Origin of the sequence: Phreatobacter sp. (assembly GCF_052440005.1) — a bacterium.
In the GTDB taxonomy this organism is placed as follows: Bacteria; Pseudomonadota; Alphaproteobacteria; order Rhizobiales; family Phreatobacteraceae; genus Phreatobacter.
Genome location: NZ_JBQVQL010000012.1, coordinates 12,955 through 27,322, shown reverse-complemented (window position 1 = coordinate 27,322; position 14,368 = coordinate 12,955). Strand labels below are relative to the sequence as shown.

Sequence of the window (14,368 nt, the reverse complement as noted above, 5' to 3'; positions counted from 1 at the left end):
GCCTTCCATCGAGGAGGCACTCGCCGGGCCAGAGCAGGGGATGGCGAATATGACGGACGGCACGTTGCCGGCTCGCGCGACAGGTGCGCCCAAAGTGGCGTTCTTCAACGATCCGAAGACGCGGAGCCTGATCTTTCAGGGACTGGCCCTGGCGCTCCTCGTCTTTGTGATCTTCACGGCGGTCACCAACGCGGTGACCAACCTGCGCAACCAGAACATCGCCGGCGGCTTCGGCTTCCTCGAGCAGACGGCAGGCTTCGGCATCTCGCAGACGCCGATCCCCTGGGCCGAATCGATGTCCTACGGGCGGGCCTTCCTGATCGGCCTCCTGAACACCCTCCTCGTGGCCGTCGTCGGCATCTTCTTCGCGACGCTTCTGGGCTTCGTCGTCGGCGTGGCGCGGCTCTCGCCCAACTGGGTGATCTCGAAGATCGCCTACTGGTACGTCGAGGTGATCCGGAACCTGCCTTTGCTGTTCCAGATCCTCTTCTGGTACCTCGCCGTGCTCGCCTCCATGCCGACACCGCGCAATTCCCATTCGCTGTTCGGCCTGTTCTTCGCCAACCAGCGCGGCATCACCGTGCCGCGGCCGATCTTCGAGGCGGGATCGGGCGCCATCGGCATCGCCCTGGTGGCCGGCATCGTCATCGCCTTCTTCGTCCGCTCCTGGGCCTACAAGCGCCAGGCGGCCACCGGCGAGCAGTTCCCCGTGGCGGCCAGCATGGCGGGTCTCATCATCGGCCTGCCGATTCTCGCCTATTTCCTCAGCGGGATGCCGATCTCCTTCGACTATGCCCAGCAGGGCCGCTTCAACCTCACCGGCGGCATGACGCTGATCCCGGAATTCGTCGCGCTCACCCTCGCGCTGGTTGCCTACACCGCCGCCTTCATCGGCGAGATCGTGCGCGCCGGCATCCAGGCGGTCAGCTACGGCCAGACCGAGGCGGGCCGCTCGCTCGGCCTCGCAGAGGGCCGCATCCTCAACCTGATCGTGGTTCCCCAGGCGCTGCGGGTCATCATCCCCCCGCTCACCAGCCAGTACCTGAACCTCGCCAAGAACTCGTCGCTGGCCGTCGGCATCGGCTATCCGGACATGGTGTCGGTCGGCGGCACGATCCTCAACCAGACGGGCCAGGCGATCGAGATCATCGCCATGTGGATGGGCTGCTACCTGACGATCTCCATCGTCACGTCCATCTTCATGAACTGGTACAACCAGCGCATTGCGCTGGTCGAGCGGTGAGGGCGCGGCGATGACCACTTCCTTCACCCGTTCGGAACTGCTGCAGCCCCTGCCGCCGCCGGCGAGCCTCGTCGGCCCCTGGGGCTGGGTGCGCGCCAATCTCCTGTCCAGCCCGCTCCAGGCGCTGCTGACCGTCGTCGGCGCCTATATCGCGGTGACGTTGCTCTGGGCCTTCATCGACTTCACCATCATCCGGGCCGTGTGGACCGGTGCCGACCGCGACGCCTGTCTCGACGAGAAGGTCGGCCGGTCGGTCGGGGCCTGCTGGCCCTTCGTCTGGGCGAAGTTCGGCCAGTTCATGTACGGCTTCTACCCCATGGACGAACGCTGGCGGGTCAACCTGACCTACGGCGTCGCCGTGGCGCTGCTGGTGCCGCTGCTGATTCCTGCTGTGCCGCAGAAGCCGCTCAACGCAGTGCTCTTCTTCGGCGCCTTCCCGATCCTCGCCTTCAACCTCCTCTATGGCGGCTCGCTCATCAATCCGTGGCTGAGCGTCATCGGCTGGCTGGCGATCCTCGGCGGCATCACCCTCGTGGTCGGCTACCTGATGAGCCGGGTGGAGGGGCCGCCCAACCTCCTGTTCCTGCAGGCGGGCGGCGCGGCCATCGTGGTCGGCGTCCTCCTTCTTCTGCTGGTCCGCACCGGCCTCCTCGACGTGCCGCGGCTGCCGGTGGTCGAGACGCGGCAGTGGGGCGGCCTGCTCGTGACCCTCGTCGTGGCGACGACGGGCATCGTCGCGGCGCTGCCCATCGGCGTGGCGCTGGCGCTCGGCCGGCGCTCGAAGATGCCGATCATCCGCCTCCTGTCGGTTGCGGTGATCGAGCTGGTGCGCGGCGTGCCGCTCATCACCGTGCTGTTCTTCGCCACCTACATGCTGCCGCTCTTCCTCGAGCGCTCGCCGGACGCCATGGTGCGCGTGCTGGTGGGCGTGTCGATCTTCTCCGGCGCCTACATGGCCGAGACGATCCGCGGCGGCCTGCAGGCGATCCCGAAGGGCCAGTTCGAGGGCGCCATGGCGCTGGGCCTCAACTATCCGCGGATGATGAGCCTCATCGTCATGCCGCAGGCGCTGAAGCTGGTCATCCCGGGGATCGTCAACGCCTTCATCGGCCTGTTCAAGGACACGACGCTGGTCTCGATCGTGGCGATCTTCGATCTTCTCGGTGGCATCCGCGCGGGCTTCACCGATCCGCAATGGGCGAGCCCCGTCACGCTCTACACCGGCTTCGCCTTCGCGGGGATCATCTACTTCGCGTTCTGCTACTTCATGTCCCGCTACTCGATCTTCGTCGAGAACCGCCTCAACACCGGACGCCGCCGCTAAGAGCGGCCCTCCGCCAGACTGGATTTCAGGAGTTCCGCATGGCCAGTTCTTCCATCGCGAAGATGCCGACGACGACCAACGAGGTCGCTGTCTCCATCACCGGCATGCACAAGTGGTACGGCGAGTTCCATGTGCTGAAGGACATCAACCTCACCGTCCACCGCGGCGAGCGCATCGTCATCTGCGGCCCCTCGGGCTCGGGCAAGTCGACCATGATCCGCTGCATCAACCGGCTGGAAGAGCACCAGCAGGGCAAGATCGTCGTGGACGGCATCGAACTGACCAACGATCTGAAGAAGATCGACGAGATCCGCCGCGAGGTCGGCATGGTGTTCCAGCACTTCAACCTCTTTCCGCATCTCACGATCCTGGAGAACTGCACGCTGGCGCCGATCTGGGTGAAGAAAATGCCCAAGAAGGACGCCGAGGAGGTGGCCATGCACTACCTCAAGCGCGTGCGGATCCCTGAGCAGGCGCTGAAATATCCCGGCCAGCTCTCGGGCGGCCAGCAGCAGCGCGTCGCCATCGCCCGCGCGCTATGCATGAGCCCGAAGATCATGCTGTTCGACGAGCCGACCTCGGCCCTCGACCCGGAAATGGTCAAGGAGGTGCTGGACACGATGGTGGGCCTCGCCGAGGAGGGGATGACCATGCTCTGCGTCACCCACGAGATGGGCTTCGCCCGGCAGGTGGCGAACCGGGTGATCTTCATGGACTACGGGCAGATCATCGAGATGAACGAGCCGGCTGCCTTCTTCTCGAACCCGCAGCACGAGCGCACCAAGCTCTTCCTCAGCCAGATCCTGCACTGAGGTTTATTGCGCCTGCCGACGCAAGAAGGGCGCCCCGAGGCGCCCTTCTTCGTTCGGATGGACGTGGCGGTTCAGGCCGGCCCGGTGGCAACCGGGCAGTCGTCACGGGCACCCCATTCGCTCCAGGAGCCGTCATAGAGGCCGGCTGGCTGCTTGCCGAGGGCGTCGAGCCCGAGCCAGAGGATGCCCGCGGAAACCCCGGACCCGCAGCTGGTGATGACCGGCTTGTCGAGGTCGACGCCCGCGGCGGTGAAGGCGGCGCGGATGCGCTCCTGGGACACGAGGCGACCGTCCTCGACGAGAGCGGAGGAGGGGACGTTGAAGGAGCCGGGCATGTGGCCGCCCCTCAGGCCTGCGCGCGGCTCCGGCGCCTCGCCGCGAAAGCGCTCGGCGGAGCGCGCGTCCACCACCTGGACCTTGCCGCTCGCCAGGGCCTTCTTGACGTCGCCGAGATCGGCCACCGCGCCGTGGTTCTGCCGGGCGGTGAGGTGACGCGCCTCGCGCGGGCGGGCAGGGCCGGTCTCCACCTCGCGGCCCTCGGCCACCCACTTCGGCAGGCCGCCGTCGAGGATGAAGACGCGCTCGATGCCGAAGCTGCGGCACATCCACCAGACGCGGGGCGCCGCGAACAGGCCGAGGGAATCGTAGACGAGAATGGACTTGCCGTCGCCGATGCCGAGCTTGCGGCAGGCGGCGGAGAAGACCGTCGCCGAGGGCATCATGTGAGGCAGGTCGGAATCGGGGTCCTTGACGACGTCGATGTCGAAGCGCTGGGCGCCCGGGATATGGGCCTCGAGGAATTCGGCGTCCGCGTCCCGCTTCATGGTCGGCAGGAAATAGGAGCCGTCGAGGATCACCAGGTCGGGATAGCCGAGATGGTCGGCGAGCCAGTCGGTCGATCGCAGCCAGGGCGAGGGCAGGGTGGTCACGGGTGTCGTCTCCTCACGCGAACACGACGCGGACGCGCCGGTTCTGCTTGCCTTTTTTCTCGATGGCGGACACGGCCAGGCGGCCGATCTCGCCGGTGCGGCGGACATGGGTGCCGCCGCAGGGCTGCAGGTCGAGGCCGGCGATCTCCACCAGCCGCACCTTGCCCGACCCCATGGGCGGCTTCACCGCCATGGTCTTGACGAGGCCGGGATTGGCCTCGAGCTCGGCGTCCGTGATCCAGCGGTCGGTCACCGCCGCATCCTGCCCGATGAGGGCGTTGAGCTTCTCGGTCAGAACGTCGCGGTCGAGGCCGGATTCGGGGATGTCGAAGTCGAGCCGGCTCTCCTCCGCGCCGATCGATCCGCCGGTGACGGGATAGGGCAGCACGACGGAGAGGAGGTGCAGGCCGGTGTGCATCCGCATCCGCTGATGGCGCGGCGCCCAGTCGAGGCGGGCGACGACCCGTGTCCCGATGGGGGGCGCCGCCGTTCCCGGGGCGAGGACGTGGACCACGTCGCCCTTGGTCTCGCCATAGACGGCGGTGGCGACGGGAAGATCGGCGCCGTCGACCTTGAGCCAGCCGTTATCGCCGGGCTGCCCGCCGCCCGTCGGATAGAAGACGGTCCGGTCGAGCTCGACGCCGACGGCGCCGTCCTTCTCGGTGACGGCGGTGACCACCGCCTCGCATTCGGCGAGGTAGGCGTCGTCGCGGAAGAGAAAGTGGGTCGGCATCAGGTCACCGGCAGGAGGTCTGTCAGGGGCAGCGCCGACTGCTCGAGCAGCGGCGGAACGGCCAGGCCCTTGCTGCGCAGGAAGGCCGGATCGTAGATCTTCGAGGCATAGCGGAAGCCGTAGTCGCACAGAATGGTCACGATGGTATGGCCGGGTCCCATCTGGCGGGCGAGGCGGATGGCGCCGGCGACGTTCACGCCGGAGGAGGGGCCGACGCAGAGGCCCTCGTGCTCCAGGAGTTCGAACATCACGGGGATCGCCTCCTCGTCGGGCACCTGGAAGGCGACGTCGACAGGTGCGCCGGCGATGTTCGCTGTCACCCGGCCCTGACCGATGCCCTCGGCGATGGACGAGCCGCTGGCCTTCAGCTCGCCGCTGGTGAACCAGGAATACATGGCTGCTCCCAAGGGGTCGGCGCAGCCGATCGTCACGGCAGAGGACCGCTCCTTCAACGCCATGGCCGTGCCGGCGAGCGTGCCGCCGGAGCCGACGGCGCAGATGAAGCCGTCGATGCGCCCGTCGGTGTCGCGCCAGATCTCAGGACCCGTCGTCTCCACATGGGCCTGCCGGTTGGCGACATTGTCGAACTGGTTCGCCCAGAAGGCCCCGTTGGGGTTCTCGCGCGCCAGCCGCTCGGCGACCCGGCCCGAGACCTTCACGAAGTTATTCGGATTGGCATAGGGCACGGCCGGCACCTCCATGAGGCGAGCGCCGAGCTGGCGCAACGTGTCCTTCTTCTCCTTCGACTGGGTCTCGGGGATGACAATGACGCAGCCGAGGCCGAGGGCGCGGCCGACCATGGCAAGGCCGATGCCGGTATTGCCTGCGGTGCCTTCGACGATGGTGCCGCCCGGCCGCACGAGCCCCTTGGCCATGGCGTCGCGCACGAGATAGAGCGCCGCCCTGTCCTTGACGGACTGGCCGGGGTTCATGAACTCCGCCTTGCCGAGGATGGTGCAGCCGGTCGCCTCGCTCGCCCGCGCCAGACGGATGAGGGGTGTGTTGCCGATGGCGTCGACGACGTTGGCTCTCGGGGACATGCGAAGGCTCCGCTCAGGCCCGGGACGCTAGCCGAGCGCCGTGTGCCGCTCAACCCCGCGGCACGCCGCGCGGCGGGCCGCTACAGCCGGCGATAGACCATCTGCCGCACGTCGATGCCGCCGGTTCGGAAGCCCGCCTCGCAGTAGCAGAGGTAGTAGAGCCACATCCGGCGGAAGCGTTCGTCGAAGCCGAGCGGCGCGAGGCTGCTCCAGGCGGCGGTGAAGTCGTCGGCCCAGGCGTGGAGCGTGCGGGCGTAATCCTGCCCGAAGCCCAGTTCGTCCTCGACGGCGAGGCCGGCGCGGTGCGGCAGATCGCGCATGTGGGTCGGTGTCGGCAGCATGCCGCCCGGAAAAATATAGGCGCGGATGAAGTCGATCTCGCGCACGTAGTCGCTGAAATAGGCCTCGTCGATGGTGATGACCTGCAGGCCAGCCCGCCCACCCGGCTTCAGGCAGGCGGCGACACGGTCGAAATAGGTTTGCCAGTATTCCTTGCCGACCGCCTCGAACATCTCGATGGAGGCCACCGCGTCGTACCGGCCGCGCTCGTCGCGGTAATCCTGCAGCTTGATCGTCACCTTGTCGGACAGACCCGCCTCGGCCATCCGGCGCGTGGCGTGCTCGAACTGCTCCTGCGACAGGGTAAGCCCTGTGACGCGGGCGCCGAATTCGCGGGCAGCCACCTCGGCGAAGCCGCCCCAGCCGCAGCCGATCTCCAGCACCTCGTCGCCCGGGCTGAGCTTCAGCTGGTGCGCCAGACGGCGGTACTTGGCGAGTTGGGCCTCGTGCAGCGTCTCGTCACCCTTGGCGAAGAGACCCGAGGAATAGGTCATGGAGGGGTCGAGCCACTGCCGGTAGAAGGCGTTGCCGAGGTCATAGTGGGCGGCGATGTTGCGGCGCGCCTGGGTGCGGGTGTTGCGGTTGCGCCAGTGGCGGTAGCGCTGCATCAGGCGCGCGACAGGATTGAAGCGGGTGAGGTTGCGCACCGCTTCCATGTTGAAGGCGAAGAAGTGCAGGAAGCCCGAGAGATCGGGCGTGTCCCACTCGCCGCGGATATAGGCCTCCGCGAAACCGACATCGCCGTCGAGGATCAGGCGGCGGGCGAATTTGAGATCATTGACGACCATGTCGGCGCTGGGGCCGGGCTCGGCGCCGCGGAACAGCAGGCGGCGGCCGTCGGGGAGCCTGAGGGTCAGCTGGCCGTAGCGAATCTTGAGCGGGTAGCCGAGGGCCAGGCGCATGATCGAGGGCAGGCCGGCGGTGGCGCGGCGGAGGCTCTCCCGGGTGACCTCGATCGTATCGGCCAGACCGGGGGCGGGGTTGCTGGTCATGCTCATTGGAACGTCGCCTTCCGTTGTTTCGGAATGACACTGGGCTCTCGAAACCGGCGGTGCGGCGGACCGTTCCGGGCCGGGCGGTGGGTCCGAGACGGACATCCGCCGTCGACTGCAGTTTCTGGTGCCGGGTACAGACTAGGCAATTCGACAAATCCTTCAATGCCGCCGGGTGTTCCCGGCGGGCCGCGATGCGGCGCGGGTGGGGCCGTCATGCGGCGGAGGTTTCGCGGATTTCAGAAAGGGCGGCGAGGGCACGCTCGCGCGCCGCGTCATGGTCGACGACGGGCGCCGGATAGCTGTCTCCGAGGCGCACCCCCGCCTTTGCCAGGACGGCCGGCGGCGCCTGCCACGGGGCGTGGATGACCGCCGCGGGCAGGGCCGCGAGTTCGGGCACCCACCGCCGGACATAGTCGCCGCGGGGGTCGAACTTCTCGCCCTGGAGCATGGGATTGAAGATGCGGAAATAGGGGGCGGCATCGGCTCCGGAGCCGGCCACCCATTGCCAGCTCGCGGGATTGTTGGCGACGTCGGCGTCCACCAACGTGTCCCAGAACCAGCTTTCACCCTCACGCCAGTCGATCAGCAGGTGCTTGACCAGGAAGGAGGCGACGACCATGCGCACCCGGTTGTGCATCCAGCCGGTCTGCCAGAGCTGGCGCATGCCGGCATCGACCAGCGGGTAACCCGTCAAGCCGCGCTGCCAGGCGCGCAGCGTCCCGGTGTCGGCGCGCCAGGGGAACCCGTCGAAGCGCGGCTGGAAATTGTCGGATGCCAGGGTCGGCCAGTGAAAGAGCAGGTGGTAGGCGAATTCCCGCCAGCCGATCTCGGCGAGGAACTTGGCGAGGTCGCGGCCATGGTCCATGCCAGCGGCGATATGCGCCTGGTGCCAGATCTGCACAGGCGAGATCTCGCCGAAGCGCAGGTGCGGCGACAGCCGCGACGTGGAGGGCCTGTCCGGATGGTCGCGGCCGTCGGCATAGCCGGCGATGCCTCCGTCCAGAAAGGCGGACAGGGCGTCCTGCGCACCGGCCTCGCCGGGGGTCCAGGCGTCGGGAAAGGCGCTGGCCCAGTTCGGCCGCGTCGGCTCCAGCGCCCATGACGCGAGATCCTCCGATGGGAGCGGCGCGGCGACGGGTTCGAGCGCCTCCGGCGCGCGCAGCGGCGGCCGGATGTCGCCGAGGCGCTGGTGGGCGCGCCAGAAGGGCGAGAACACCTTCATCGGGTCTCCGGCGGCAGATTTCACCTCCCAGGGCTCGCGCAGGAGATTGCCCCGCAGGCTCGCCGCCTCCACGCCGCCGGAGCGGAGGGCAGCCTTCAGCGCCTTGTCGACGGCGATGCCGCCGCCGTCGTAGCGCCGGTTCCACAGGACCGTGCCGGCTCCCGTCGCGGCGACGACGTCGGCGATGACCTCCTCGGCCATCCCCGACCGAAGCACGAGGCTGTTGCCGATCGCACGGAGGGAAGCGTCCAGCGCCCTGAGGCTTTGTGCCAGCCACCAGCCGGCCGCGGCGCCCATGGCGCGCTGGCCCTGCGAGGGCGTCTCGCGGATATAGAGACAGACGACGGGTGCGCCCGTGGCCGCGGCCCGCGACAGGGCAGGGTGGTCCGCCAGGCGGAGATCATCACGAAACCAGACGACGACAGGCGCTTGCGACATGACCGGCTTACGGGCGTGCCATCCAGCCGGTTCACCGGCTCGGGCGCGGGGCTCAAGAAAAAACCCTGGAACGCGGAAGCGTTCCAGGGTTCTTCGAATTGGCTCCCCGGGCCGGATTCGAACCAGCGACCAACCGGTTAACAGCCGGTTGCTCTACCACTGAGCTACCGAGGATCACGTGCTCGTCGTGAGAGCGGCGCGAATAACACAGGTGCTTCGCCATTGCCAAGGGCCAATCGTCGCCGGGGGTGATTTTGATCGCCGGAGCGATTGATCGCGCAGCCCGCCGGGCCCATGACTGGCGCCATGGCGACAGCCGGCCCCACCGATCCGCAGTCCGCATCCCCCGCGCGCCGCCCGGGAGCGACGGCGGTCGTCTTCGGCCGGCGCTACCGGCTTCCGGGCACGCCGTTTCGTCGCCGGGCGCTCGGCTGGTCGTTCATCGCCGGGGGCATGTTCAGCTTCCTGCCCGTCTTGGGGCCCTGGATGTTCCCGGTCGGCTTCGTGATTCTCTCTGTGGACAGCGCGCGCATGCGGCGCTCGCGCAGGCGCCTGACCATCACCATCGGCCGGCGATGGCCGAGGCTCAACGCAGCGATGCAGCCGAAGCGACGGTGAAGGGAGAAAGGTGGAGGCCTCGCCCGGAATCGAACCGGGGTGCAAGGATTTGCAGTCCTCTGCGTAACCACTCCGCCACGAGGCCATCCTGATCTCGCCGGACCAGCCGGCGCGGAGTGCGACCGCTCTAGCATGGTGCCGATGGCCCCGCAACAACCCTCGGGTGATCGCTGGCGCCTTGCCTTTGGCGCTCCACCACCGGTAAAGACGACGCGACGACACGGCCTTTTTGGCATCTTCCCGGTGCCGCGATCGAGGGATTGAGCCCATGATGGATTTTGCCAGGGCGCGCCGCACCATGGTCGACACCCAGATCCGCGTGAACGACGTGACCGATACGCGCATCGTCGATGCGCTGATGGCGGTGCCGCGGGAGAATTTCGTTCCCGAGACGCTGCGGCCGCTGGCCTATCTCGACGATGATCTCGCCGTGAAGGGCGAGGGCGGCAGCCGCGGCGCCCGCTATCTCGTCGAACCCGTGGTGCTGGCGCGGATGATCCAGGCAGCCGGGATCGGCGCGGCCGACCATGTGCTGGATGTGGGCACGGCCACCGGCTACTCCAGCGCGGTTCTCGGGCGCATTGCCGGATCGGTGGTGGCGCTCGAGGAAGACGGCGACCTCGCGGGCCGGGCCATGGCGGCTTTCGCGGGCGATTCGGCCGTGACCCTGGTCGAAGGTCCGCTGGCTGGGGGCGCTGCCGCTCACGGCCCCTTCGACGTGATCCTGCTCCAGGGCGCTGCGGAAATCGTGCCCCCGGCGCTTCTCGGACAGTTGAAGGAAGGCGGCCGGCTCGTGGCGGTCGTTGGCACCGGCCGGGCCGCCAAGTGCATGGTCCATGCGAGGCTCGGCGAGGAATTCAGCGTACGTCCTGCCTTCGACGCCGCTATTCCCCTGCTGCCCGGTTTCGAGAAACCGCGTGGATTCGTCTTCTGATCACCCTCCGGGTGTTGCCGACTTGTCCCACTAGGCCGCGAAGCGTGGTCTAGACCGCCTGCGGGGCTTTTCTCCGCAGACGAAATTCTCTAACTATTTCTTACAGTGCCTTGGGGTCGTGGCGGACCACTCCGGGGTGGCGCCAAACAGCAGGTGTTGTTCATGACCGGAGCCACGAGGTCCCGCGCGCGCTCCGCGGCGGTAGTGTCCGTTGCGTTCGCTTCCATCGTTCTGTCGGCGCTGCCCGCAGGCGCGCAGTCCATCGAGCAGACCCTCGTCCAGGCCTACCGCAACAATCCCGATCTCAATGCCGCGCGGGCTGGCGTCCGCGTCGCGAACGAAGGCCTTCCGGCGGCGCTTTCGGGCTATCGTCCCTCGGTGACGGCGACCGTGACCGCCGCGGGCCAGGTGGCCGAATCGAGCGTCGGCTCCTCCGCTTACCTCGGCAGCCCCGGCAGCGACCGGACCATCCGCAGTCTTCCCCGCGCCGCGACCCTCTCGGTGACCCAGCCGCTCTTCGACGGCAACCGGACCAGCAATTCCGTCCGCCAGGCGGACCAGAACGTGCTGGTGGCGCGCGAGACGCTGCGCAACACCGAGCAGACCGTTCTGCTCGCCTCGGCGACCGCGCACATGAACGTGCTGCGCGAGCAGGCCGTGCTCGACCTCCGGCGCCGGAACGTCGAGGTGCTGCGCGAGCAGCTGCGCGCGACGCGCGACCGCTTCAACGTCGGCGAGGTGACTCGCACCGACGTGGCCCTGGCCGAATCGGCGCTGCAGGCGGCGATCGCCACGGCGACCGGCGCCGAGTCGGATCTCGCCAACGCCCGTTCCGTCTACATGCAGCAGGTCGGCGTGCAGGCCGGCCGCCTGACGCCCGCCCGGACGATCGAGCGGCTGCTGCCGCGCAGCCTCGACGCGGCCGTCATCGCGGGCCAGACCGAGCATCCCGCCATCCGCGGCGCCCGCCACGGCGCCGACGCCCAGCTCCTCCAGGTGCGGATCGCCGAGTCGGCGCTCTATCCGACGCTCGGCCTGTCCGCGAGCGTCACCCGGGCTGCCGAGCAGTCCTCCAGCAGCGGCCAGTCCCTGTCCGGATCCCTCGGCGTCACGCTGACCATCCCGATCTTCGCCAACGGCGGCCGCGACTACGCGACCATCCGTGCGGCCAAGGAGACCTACGGCCAGCGCCGCATCCAGATCGAGACTGCGGCGGCGAGCGTGCGGCAGGCGGTGACCCAGTCCTGGGCGGCGCTGGAAGCCTCGCGCGCCCAGATCCAGGCGGCCGAGGTTCAGGTTCGCTCCCAGGACATCGCCGTCAACGGCATCCGCGAGGAGTACAAGGTCGGCCAGCGCACGATCATCGACGTGCTGAACGCGACGCAGAACCTCACGGAAGCCCGCGTGGCGCTCGTCCGCGCCCAGCGCGACCGCGTGGTCCTGTCCTATTCGGTGCTCTCGGCCATGGGCCGGCTCAGCGGCAGCAAGCTGGCGCTGCGCACCGAAATCTTCGATCCCACCACCCATTACAATCAGGTGCGCGACCAGTGGATCGGCGTGCGCACGCCCGACGGCCGCTGAACCGTCCCGCCGCGTCTCCCGCGGCGGACTTTGCCTGTGGATCGCGGCCGCGCGCGTTGGCCTCGACTGCCCGGGCGGTGCATAGTCAGCGGAGTTGATTCGGAAGCGATTCGGTTTTTGGCCGATCTATGCCCTTCGCTTCCCATGCGTGCGACGTTTGAGGTGGGCGGGGATGTCACAGACGGCCAAGGCGAACGAACCGTCGATGGAGGAAATCCTGGCGTCGATTCGCCGGATCATCGCCGACGACGAACCGGCCAAGGCGCCTGCGGCCAAGGCCGCTCCACCCGCGCCTCCGCCGCCTGCGCCTGAGCCCGCCGCCGAGGAGGCTCCGAAGTCGCAGGACGACATCGACGCGCTTCTGGCCGGCTTCGATGCCATGGACGAGGAGCCGGAGCCTGCTCCGCCTCCGCCGCCGCCTCCCGCTCCGCCCAAGGCGGCGGCTCCCGAGCCCGAAATCTTCGAGCTGAGCAAGGCCGATGCCGTCCCTGAGCGGATGGGCATCATCAAGCCGATCTCGCAGCGGGCCGATCTCGACTTCGTCGATGCCCCGCCGCCGCCGGAGCGCTACGCTCCGCCGCCCCCGCCCGCCGCGTCTCCGTCGCCGCTGCTGTCGGCCGAGGCCCATGCGGCCGTGGGCGCCGCGTTCGGCTCGCTGGCCAATTCCATGCTGGTCGGCAATCGCACCATCGAGGACCTGCTCCGCGACATGCTCCGCCCGATGCTGAAGACATGGCTGGACGACAACCTGCCCCAGCTCGTCGAGCGTCTGGTGCGCGCCGAGATCGAACGGGTATCGCGCGGCCCTGGCCGCTGAGGCGGGCCCGTCAGGCCTTCTGTACGGCCTGAAGGCGTGCCCTGAAGACGAGCGCCATGGCCGGCATCAGCGCTGCCGCGGCGAGGAAGATCGGCTCGGGCCCCCAGCGATCGAACATCACGCTGGTGCAGAGGACTCCCAGCGTCTGACCGGCGAAGAAGCAGAAGGCGAAGGTCGCGATGGAGGCGCCGCGGGCCTCCGGATTGATCTGCGTCGCCATGATCTGCAGCGCGTTGTGGAACAGCGCGAAGGCGCCGCCGCAGAGCACGATGGCGAGCGCCACGGGCCAGAGCCAGGGCGACAGCGCAATGACGAGGAAGCTCAACGAAAAGGCGAGGCCGGAGAGCGCGATCAGGCTCGACTGGGAGAACCGTGCCAGCAGCATGGGCGCGAAGGACGAATAGGCGACGGCCCCGACCGCGGCGAGAGCCGTCATGATGCCGACCACGGTGAAGCTCACGGCGAACTTGTCGTGGAGATGCGCGCCGACGAAGGTGAAGGCGCCGATGTAGAGCACCGCCTCTACCGTCACGGTGGCGAGCACGAGGCGGCCGAGCGGCGTGCGGCCGCTGGCGAGGATCTGGCGGAACGAACCGACGAGACCGCCCGAGGGGACGGCCGTGCGGCGCGACAGGACGGGGTTCGTCCGCAGCTGGATGGTGAGGGTGAGGCCCGCCGCGATCATGAAGCCGCCGACCATGACGAAGGCCGCGGGCCAGCCGAAGGCGTCGGCGAGGAGGCCGCCGACGGCCTGGCCGCTGATGGCGCCCGAACTCATGAAGATCATGTAGCGGGCGAGCACCGCCTGGCGCTGCGCCAGCGGGATGGTGTCGCCGATGAAGGCGAGGCAGTTGGGAATGATGGCGGCGCCGGTCAGGCCGGCGAAGAAGCGGAACAGGGCGATCTGCTCCAGCGTGGTGGCGAAGGCGCAGGCGAGGGTGAAGAGCCCGCAGAGCGTCGCCCCCAGGGCAATCATCCGGACCTTGCCGTAGCGGTCGCCGAGCGGACCGGTGATGAGCTGGAATCCGCCATAAGCGAGGCCATAGGCCGTGACGACGATGGCCGCGGCCCCCGGCGTGGTGTCGAACGCACCGGCGAGGGTCGGGAGCAGTGGATCGCAGAAGCGCAGGCCCGCCGAGGAGGCGAAGGAGGCCGACCCCAGGAGGAAGAGGGCCCGCCACGGTACGGCGTCGGTCGGCACGTCATCGGCGGGGGGATGGGTCATCTCCAGCCTATGTGCCCTGATCCTGCACTGCGGCAAGTCACGGCTTCGCATGGCAGAAATGTTGACTTTGCCGTCGGGGCGCGGCTTTGGTGCGCTCCCATCGCCGCTCAGCCGCCGG

Annotated in this window: 13 protein-coding genes and 2 tRNA genes; 7 read left to right on the top strand and 8 right to left on the bottom strand. The window is 68.5% G+C overall.

Going from position 1 to position 14,368, the window contains the following annotated elements:
• Window positions 1-49 precede the first annotated feature (49 nt).
• From ACT6XY_RS04925 to ACT6XY_RS04915, 3 genes are read left to right on the top strand one after another with little or no spacing between them, the layout of a single operon-like run.
• Entirely contained in the window at window positions 50-1,243 is a 1,194-nt protein-coding gene (locus ACT6XY_RS04925) for an amino acid ABC transporter permease (RefSeq protein ID WP_444747252.1), read from the top strand.
• A 10-nt stretch (window positions 1,244-1,253) separates the two neighbouring features.
• Window positions 1,254-2,567 carry an amino acid ABC transporter permease gene (locus ACT6XY_RS04920; RefSeq protein WP_444747213.1) on the top strand — a complete coding sequence of 438 codons (1,314 nt, stop codon included), beginning with the start codon at window positions 1,254-1,256 and terminating at the stop codon, window positions 2,565-2,567.
• Window positions 2,568-2,605: 38 nt separating this feature from the next.
• Window positions 2,606-3,379 carry an amino acid ABC transporter ATP-binding protein gene (locus tag ACT6XY_RS04915; protein ID WP_444747212.1) on the top strand — a complete coding sequence of 258 codons (774 nt, stop codon included), beginning with the start codon at window positions 2,606-2,608 and terminating at the stop codon, window positions 3,377-3,379.
• Window positions 3,380-3,450: 71 nt separating this feature from the next.
• Here the strand turns inward: ACT6XY_RS04915 and sseA are convergent, their stop codons facing one another.
• From sseA to ACT6XY_RS04885, 6 genes are all read right to left on the bottom strand, one after another.
• Window positions 3,451-4,308: a 3-mercaptopyruvate sulfurtransferase gene (gene sseA, locus ACT6XY_RS04910; protein ID WP_444747211.1), complete on the bottom strand. Its 858-nt coding sequence runs from the start codon at window positions 4,306-4,308 to the stop codon at window positions 3,451-3,453.
• Between the two features lie 13 nt (window positions 4,309-4,321).
• Window positions 4,322-5,041, bottom strand: coding sequence for an alanyl-tRNA editing protein (locus tag ACT6XY_RS04905; RefSeq protein WP_444747210.1), 720 nt, complete (start codon window positions 5,039-5,041; stop codon window positions 4,322-4,324).
• Window positions 5,041-6,081, bottom strand: a complete 1,041-nt coding sequence (locus ACT6XY_RS04900; RefSeq protein WP_444747209.1) for a cysteine synthase A — start codon at window positions 6,079-6,081, stop codon at window positions 5,041-5,043. The genes ACT6XY_RS04905 and ACT6XY_RS04900 overlap by 1 nt, the downstream gene beginning before the upstream one ends.
• An 80-nt stretch (window positions 6,082-6,161) precedes the next feature.
• Window positions 6,162-7,388: a class I SAM-dependent methyltransferase gene (locus ACT6XY_RS04895; RefSeq protein WP_444747251.1), complete on the bottom strand. Its 1,227-nt coding sequence runs from the start codon at window positions 7,386-7,388 to the stop codon at window positions 6,162-6,164.
• Window positions 7,389-7,626: 238 nt separating this feature from the next.
• A complete protein-coding gene (locus tag ACT6XY_RS04890; protein WP_444747208.1) occupies window positions 7,627-9,075 on the bottom strand; it encodes a cryptochrome/photolyase family protein in 1,449 nt (482 codons plus the stop codon).
• A 99-nt stretch (window positions 9,076-9,174) separates the two neighbouring features.
• Window positions 9,175-9,249: transfer RNA gene (locus ACT6XY_RS04885), tRNA-Asn, on the bottom strand.
• Window positions 9,250-9,381: 132 nt separating this feature from the next.
• Between ACT6XY_RS04885 and ACT6XY_RS04880 the strand changes: the two genes are divergently transcribed.
• Window positions 9,382-9,693, top strand: coding sequence for a hypothetical protein (locus ACT6XY_RS04880; RefSeq protein WP_444747207.1), 312 nt, complete (start codon window positions 9,382-9,384; stop codon window positions 9,691-9,693).
• An 11-nt stretch (window positions 9,694-9,704) separates the two neighbouring features.
• On the opposite strand, the gene ACT6XY_RS04875 is transcribed toward ACT6XY_RS04880, so the two are convergent.
• A tRNA-Cys gene (locus ACT6XY_RS04875) sits at window positions 9,705-9,778 on the bottom strand.
• A 183-nt stretch (window positions 9,779-9,961) separates the two neighbouring features.
• On the opposite strand from ACT6XY_RS04875, the gene ACT6XY_RS04870 reads away from it, so the two are divergent.
• From ACT6XY_RS04870 to ACT6XY_RS04860, 3 genes are all read left to right on the top strand, one after another.
• The gene (locus tag ACT6XY_RS04870; RefSeq protein ID WP_444747206.1) at window positions 9,962-10,627 is read left to right on the top strand and encodes a protein-L-isoaspartate O-methyltransferase family protein; all 666 of its coding nucleotides are present in this window, start codon (window positions 9,962-9,964) and stop codon (window positions 10,625-10,627) included.
• A 204-nt stretch (window positions 10,628-10,831) separates the two neighbouring features.
• Window positions 10,832-12,208, top strand: coding sequence for a TolC family outer membrane protein (locus ACT6XY_RS04865; protein WP_444747205.1), 1,377 nt, complete (start codon window positions 10,832-10,834; stop codon window positions 12,206-12,208).
• Between the two features lie 172 nt (window positions 12,209-12,380).
• Entirely contained in the window at window positions 12,381-13,025 is a 645-nt protein-coding gene (locus tag ACT6XY_RS04860; protein ID WP_444747204.1) for a DUF2497 domain-containing protein, read from the top strand.
• A gap of 10 nt (window positions 13,026-13,035) precedes the next feature.
• Here the strand turns inward: ACT6XY_RS04860 and ACT6XY_RS04855 are convergent, their stop codons facing one another.
• Entirely contained in the window at window positions 13,036-14,250 is a 1,215-nt protein-coding gene (locus tag ACT6XY_RS04855) for an MFS transporter (protein ID WP_444747203.1), read from the bottom strand.
• Between the last annotated feature and the right edge of the window lie 118 nt (window positions 14,251-14,368).

What these genes read in the sequence shown, in the direction of transcription:
- ACT6XY_RS04890 (WP_444747208.1), bottom strand. Translation starts at nt 9,075, where the DNA reads ATGTCGCAAGCGCCTGTCGTCGTCTGGTTTCGTGATGATCTCCGCCTG.
- ACT6XY_RS04915 (WP_444747212.1), top strand. Translation starts at nt 2,606, where the DNA reads ATGGCCAGTTCTTCCATCGCGAAGATGCCGACGACGACCAACGAGGTC.
- ACT6XY_RS04855 (WP_444747203.1), bottom strand. Translation starts at nt 14,250, where the DNA reads ATGACCCATCCCCCCGCCGATGACGTGCCGACCGACGCCGTACCGTGG.
- ACT6XY_RS04860 (WP_444747204.1), top strand. Translation starts at nt 12,381, where the DNA reads ATGTCACAGACGGCCAAGGCGAACGAACCGTCGATGGAGGAAATCCTG.
- ACT6XY_RS04925 (WP_444747252.1), top strand. Translation starts at nt 50, where the DNA reads ATGACGGACGGCACGTTGCCGGCTCGCGCGACAGGTGCGCCCAAAGTG.
- ACT6XY_RS04905 (WP_444747210.1), bottom strand. Translation starts at nt 5,041, where the DNA reads ATGCCGACCCACTTTCTCTTCCGCGACGACGCCTACCTCGCCGAATGC.
- ACT6XY_RS04870 (WP_444747206.1), top strand. Translation starts at nt 9,962, where the DNA reads ATGATGGATTTTGCCAGGGCGCGCCGCACCATGGTCGACACCCAGATC.
- ACT6XY_RS04880 (WP_444747207.1), top strand. Translation starts at nt 9,382, where the DNA reads ATGGCGACAGCCGGCCCCACCGATCCGCAGTCCGCATCCCCCGCGCGC.
- ACT6XY_RS04920 (WP_444747213.1), top strand. Translation starts at nt 1,254, where the DNA reads ATGACCACTTCCTTCACCCGTTCGGAACTGCTGCAGCCCCTGCCGCCG.
- ACT6XY_RS04900 (WP_444747209.1), bottom strand. Translation starts at nt 6,081, where the DNA reads ATGTCCCCGAGAGCCAACGTCGTCGACGCCATCGGCAACACACCCCTC.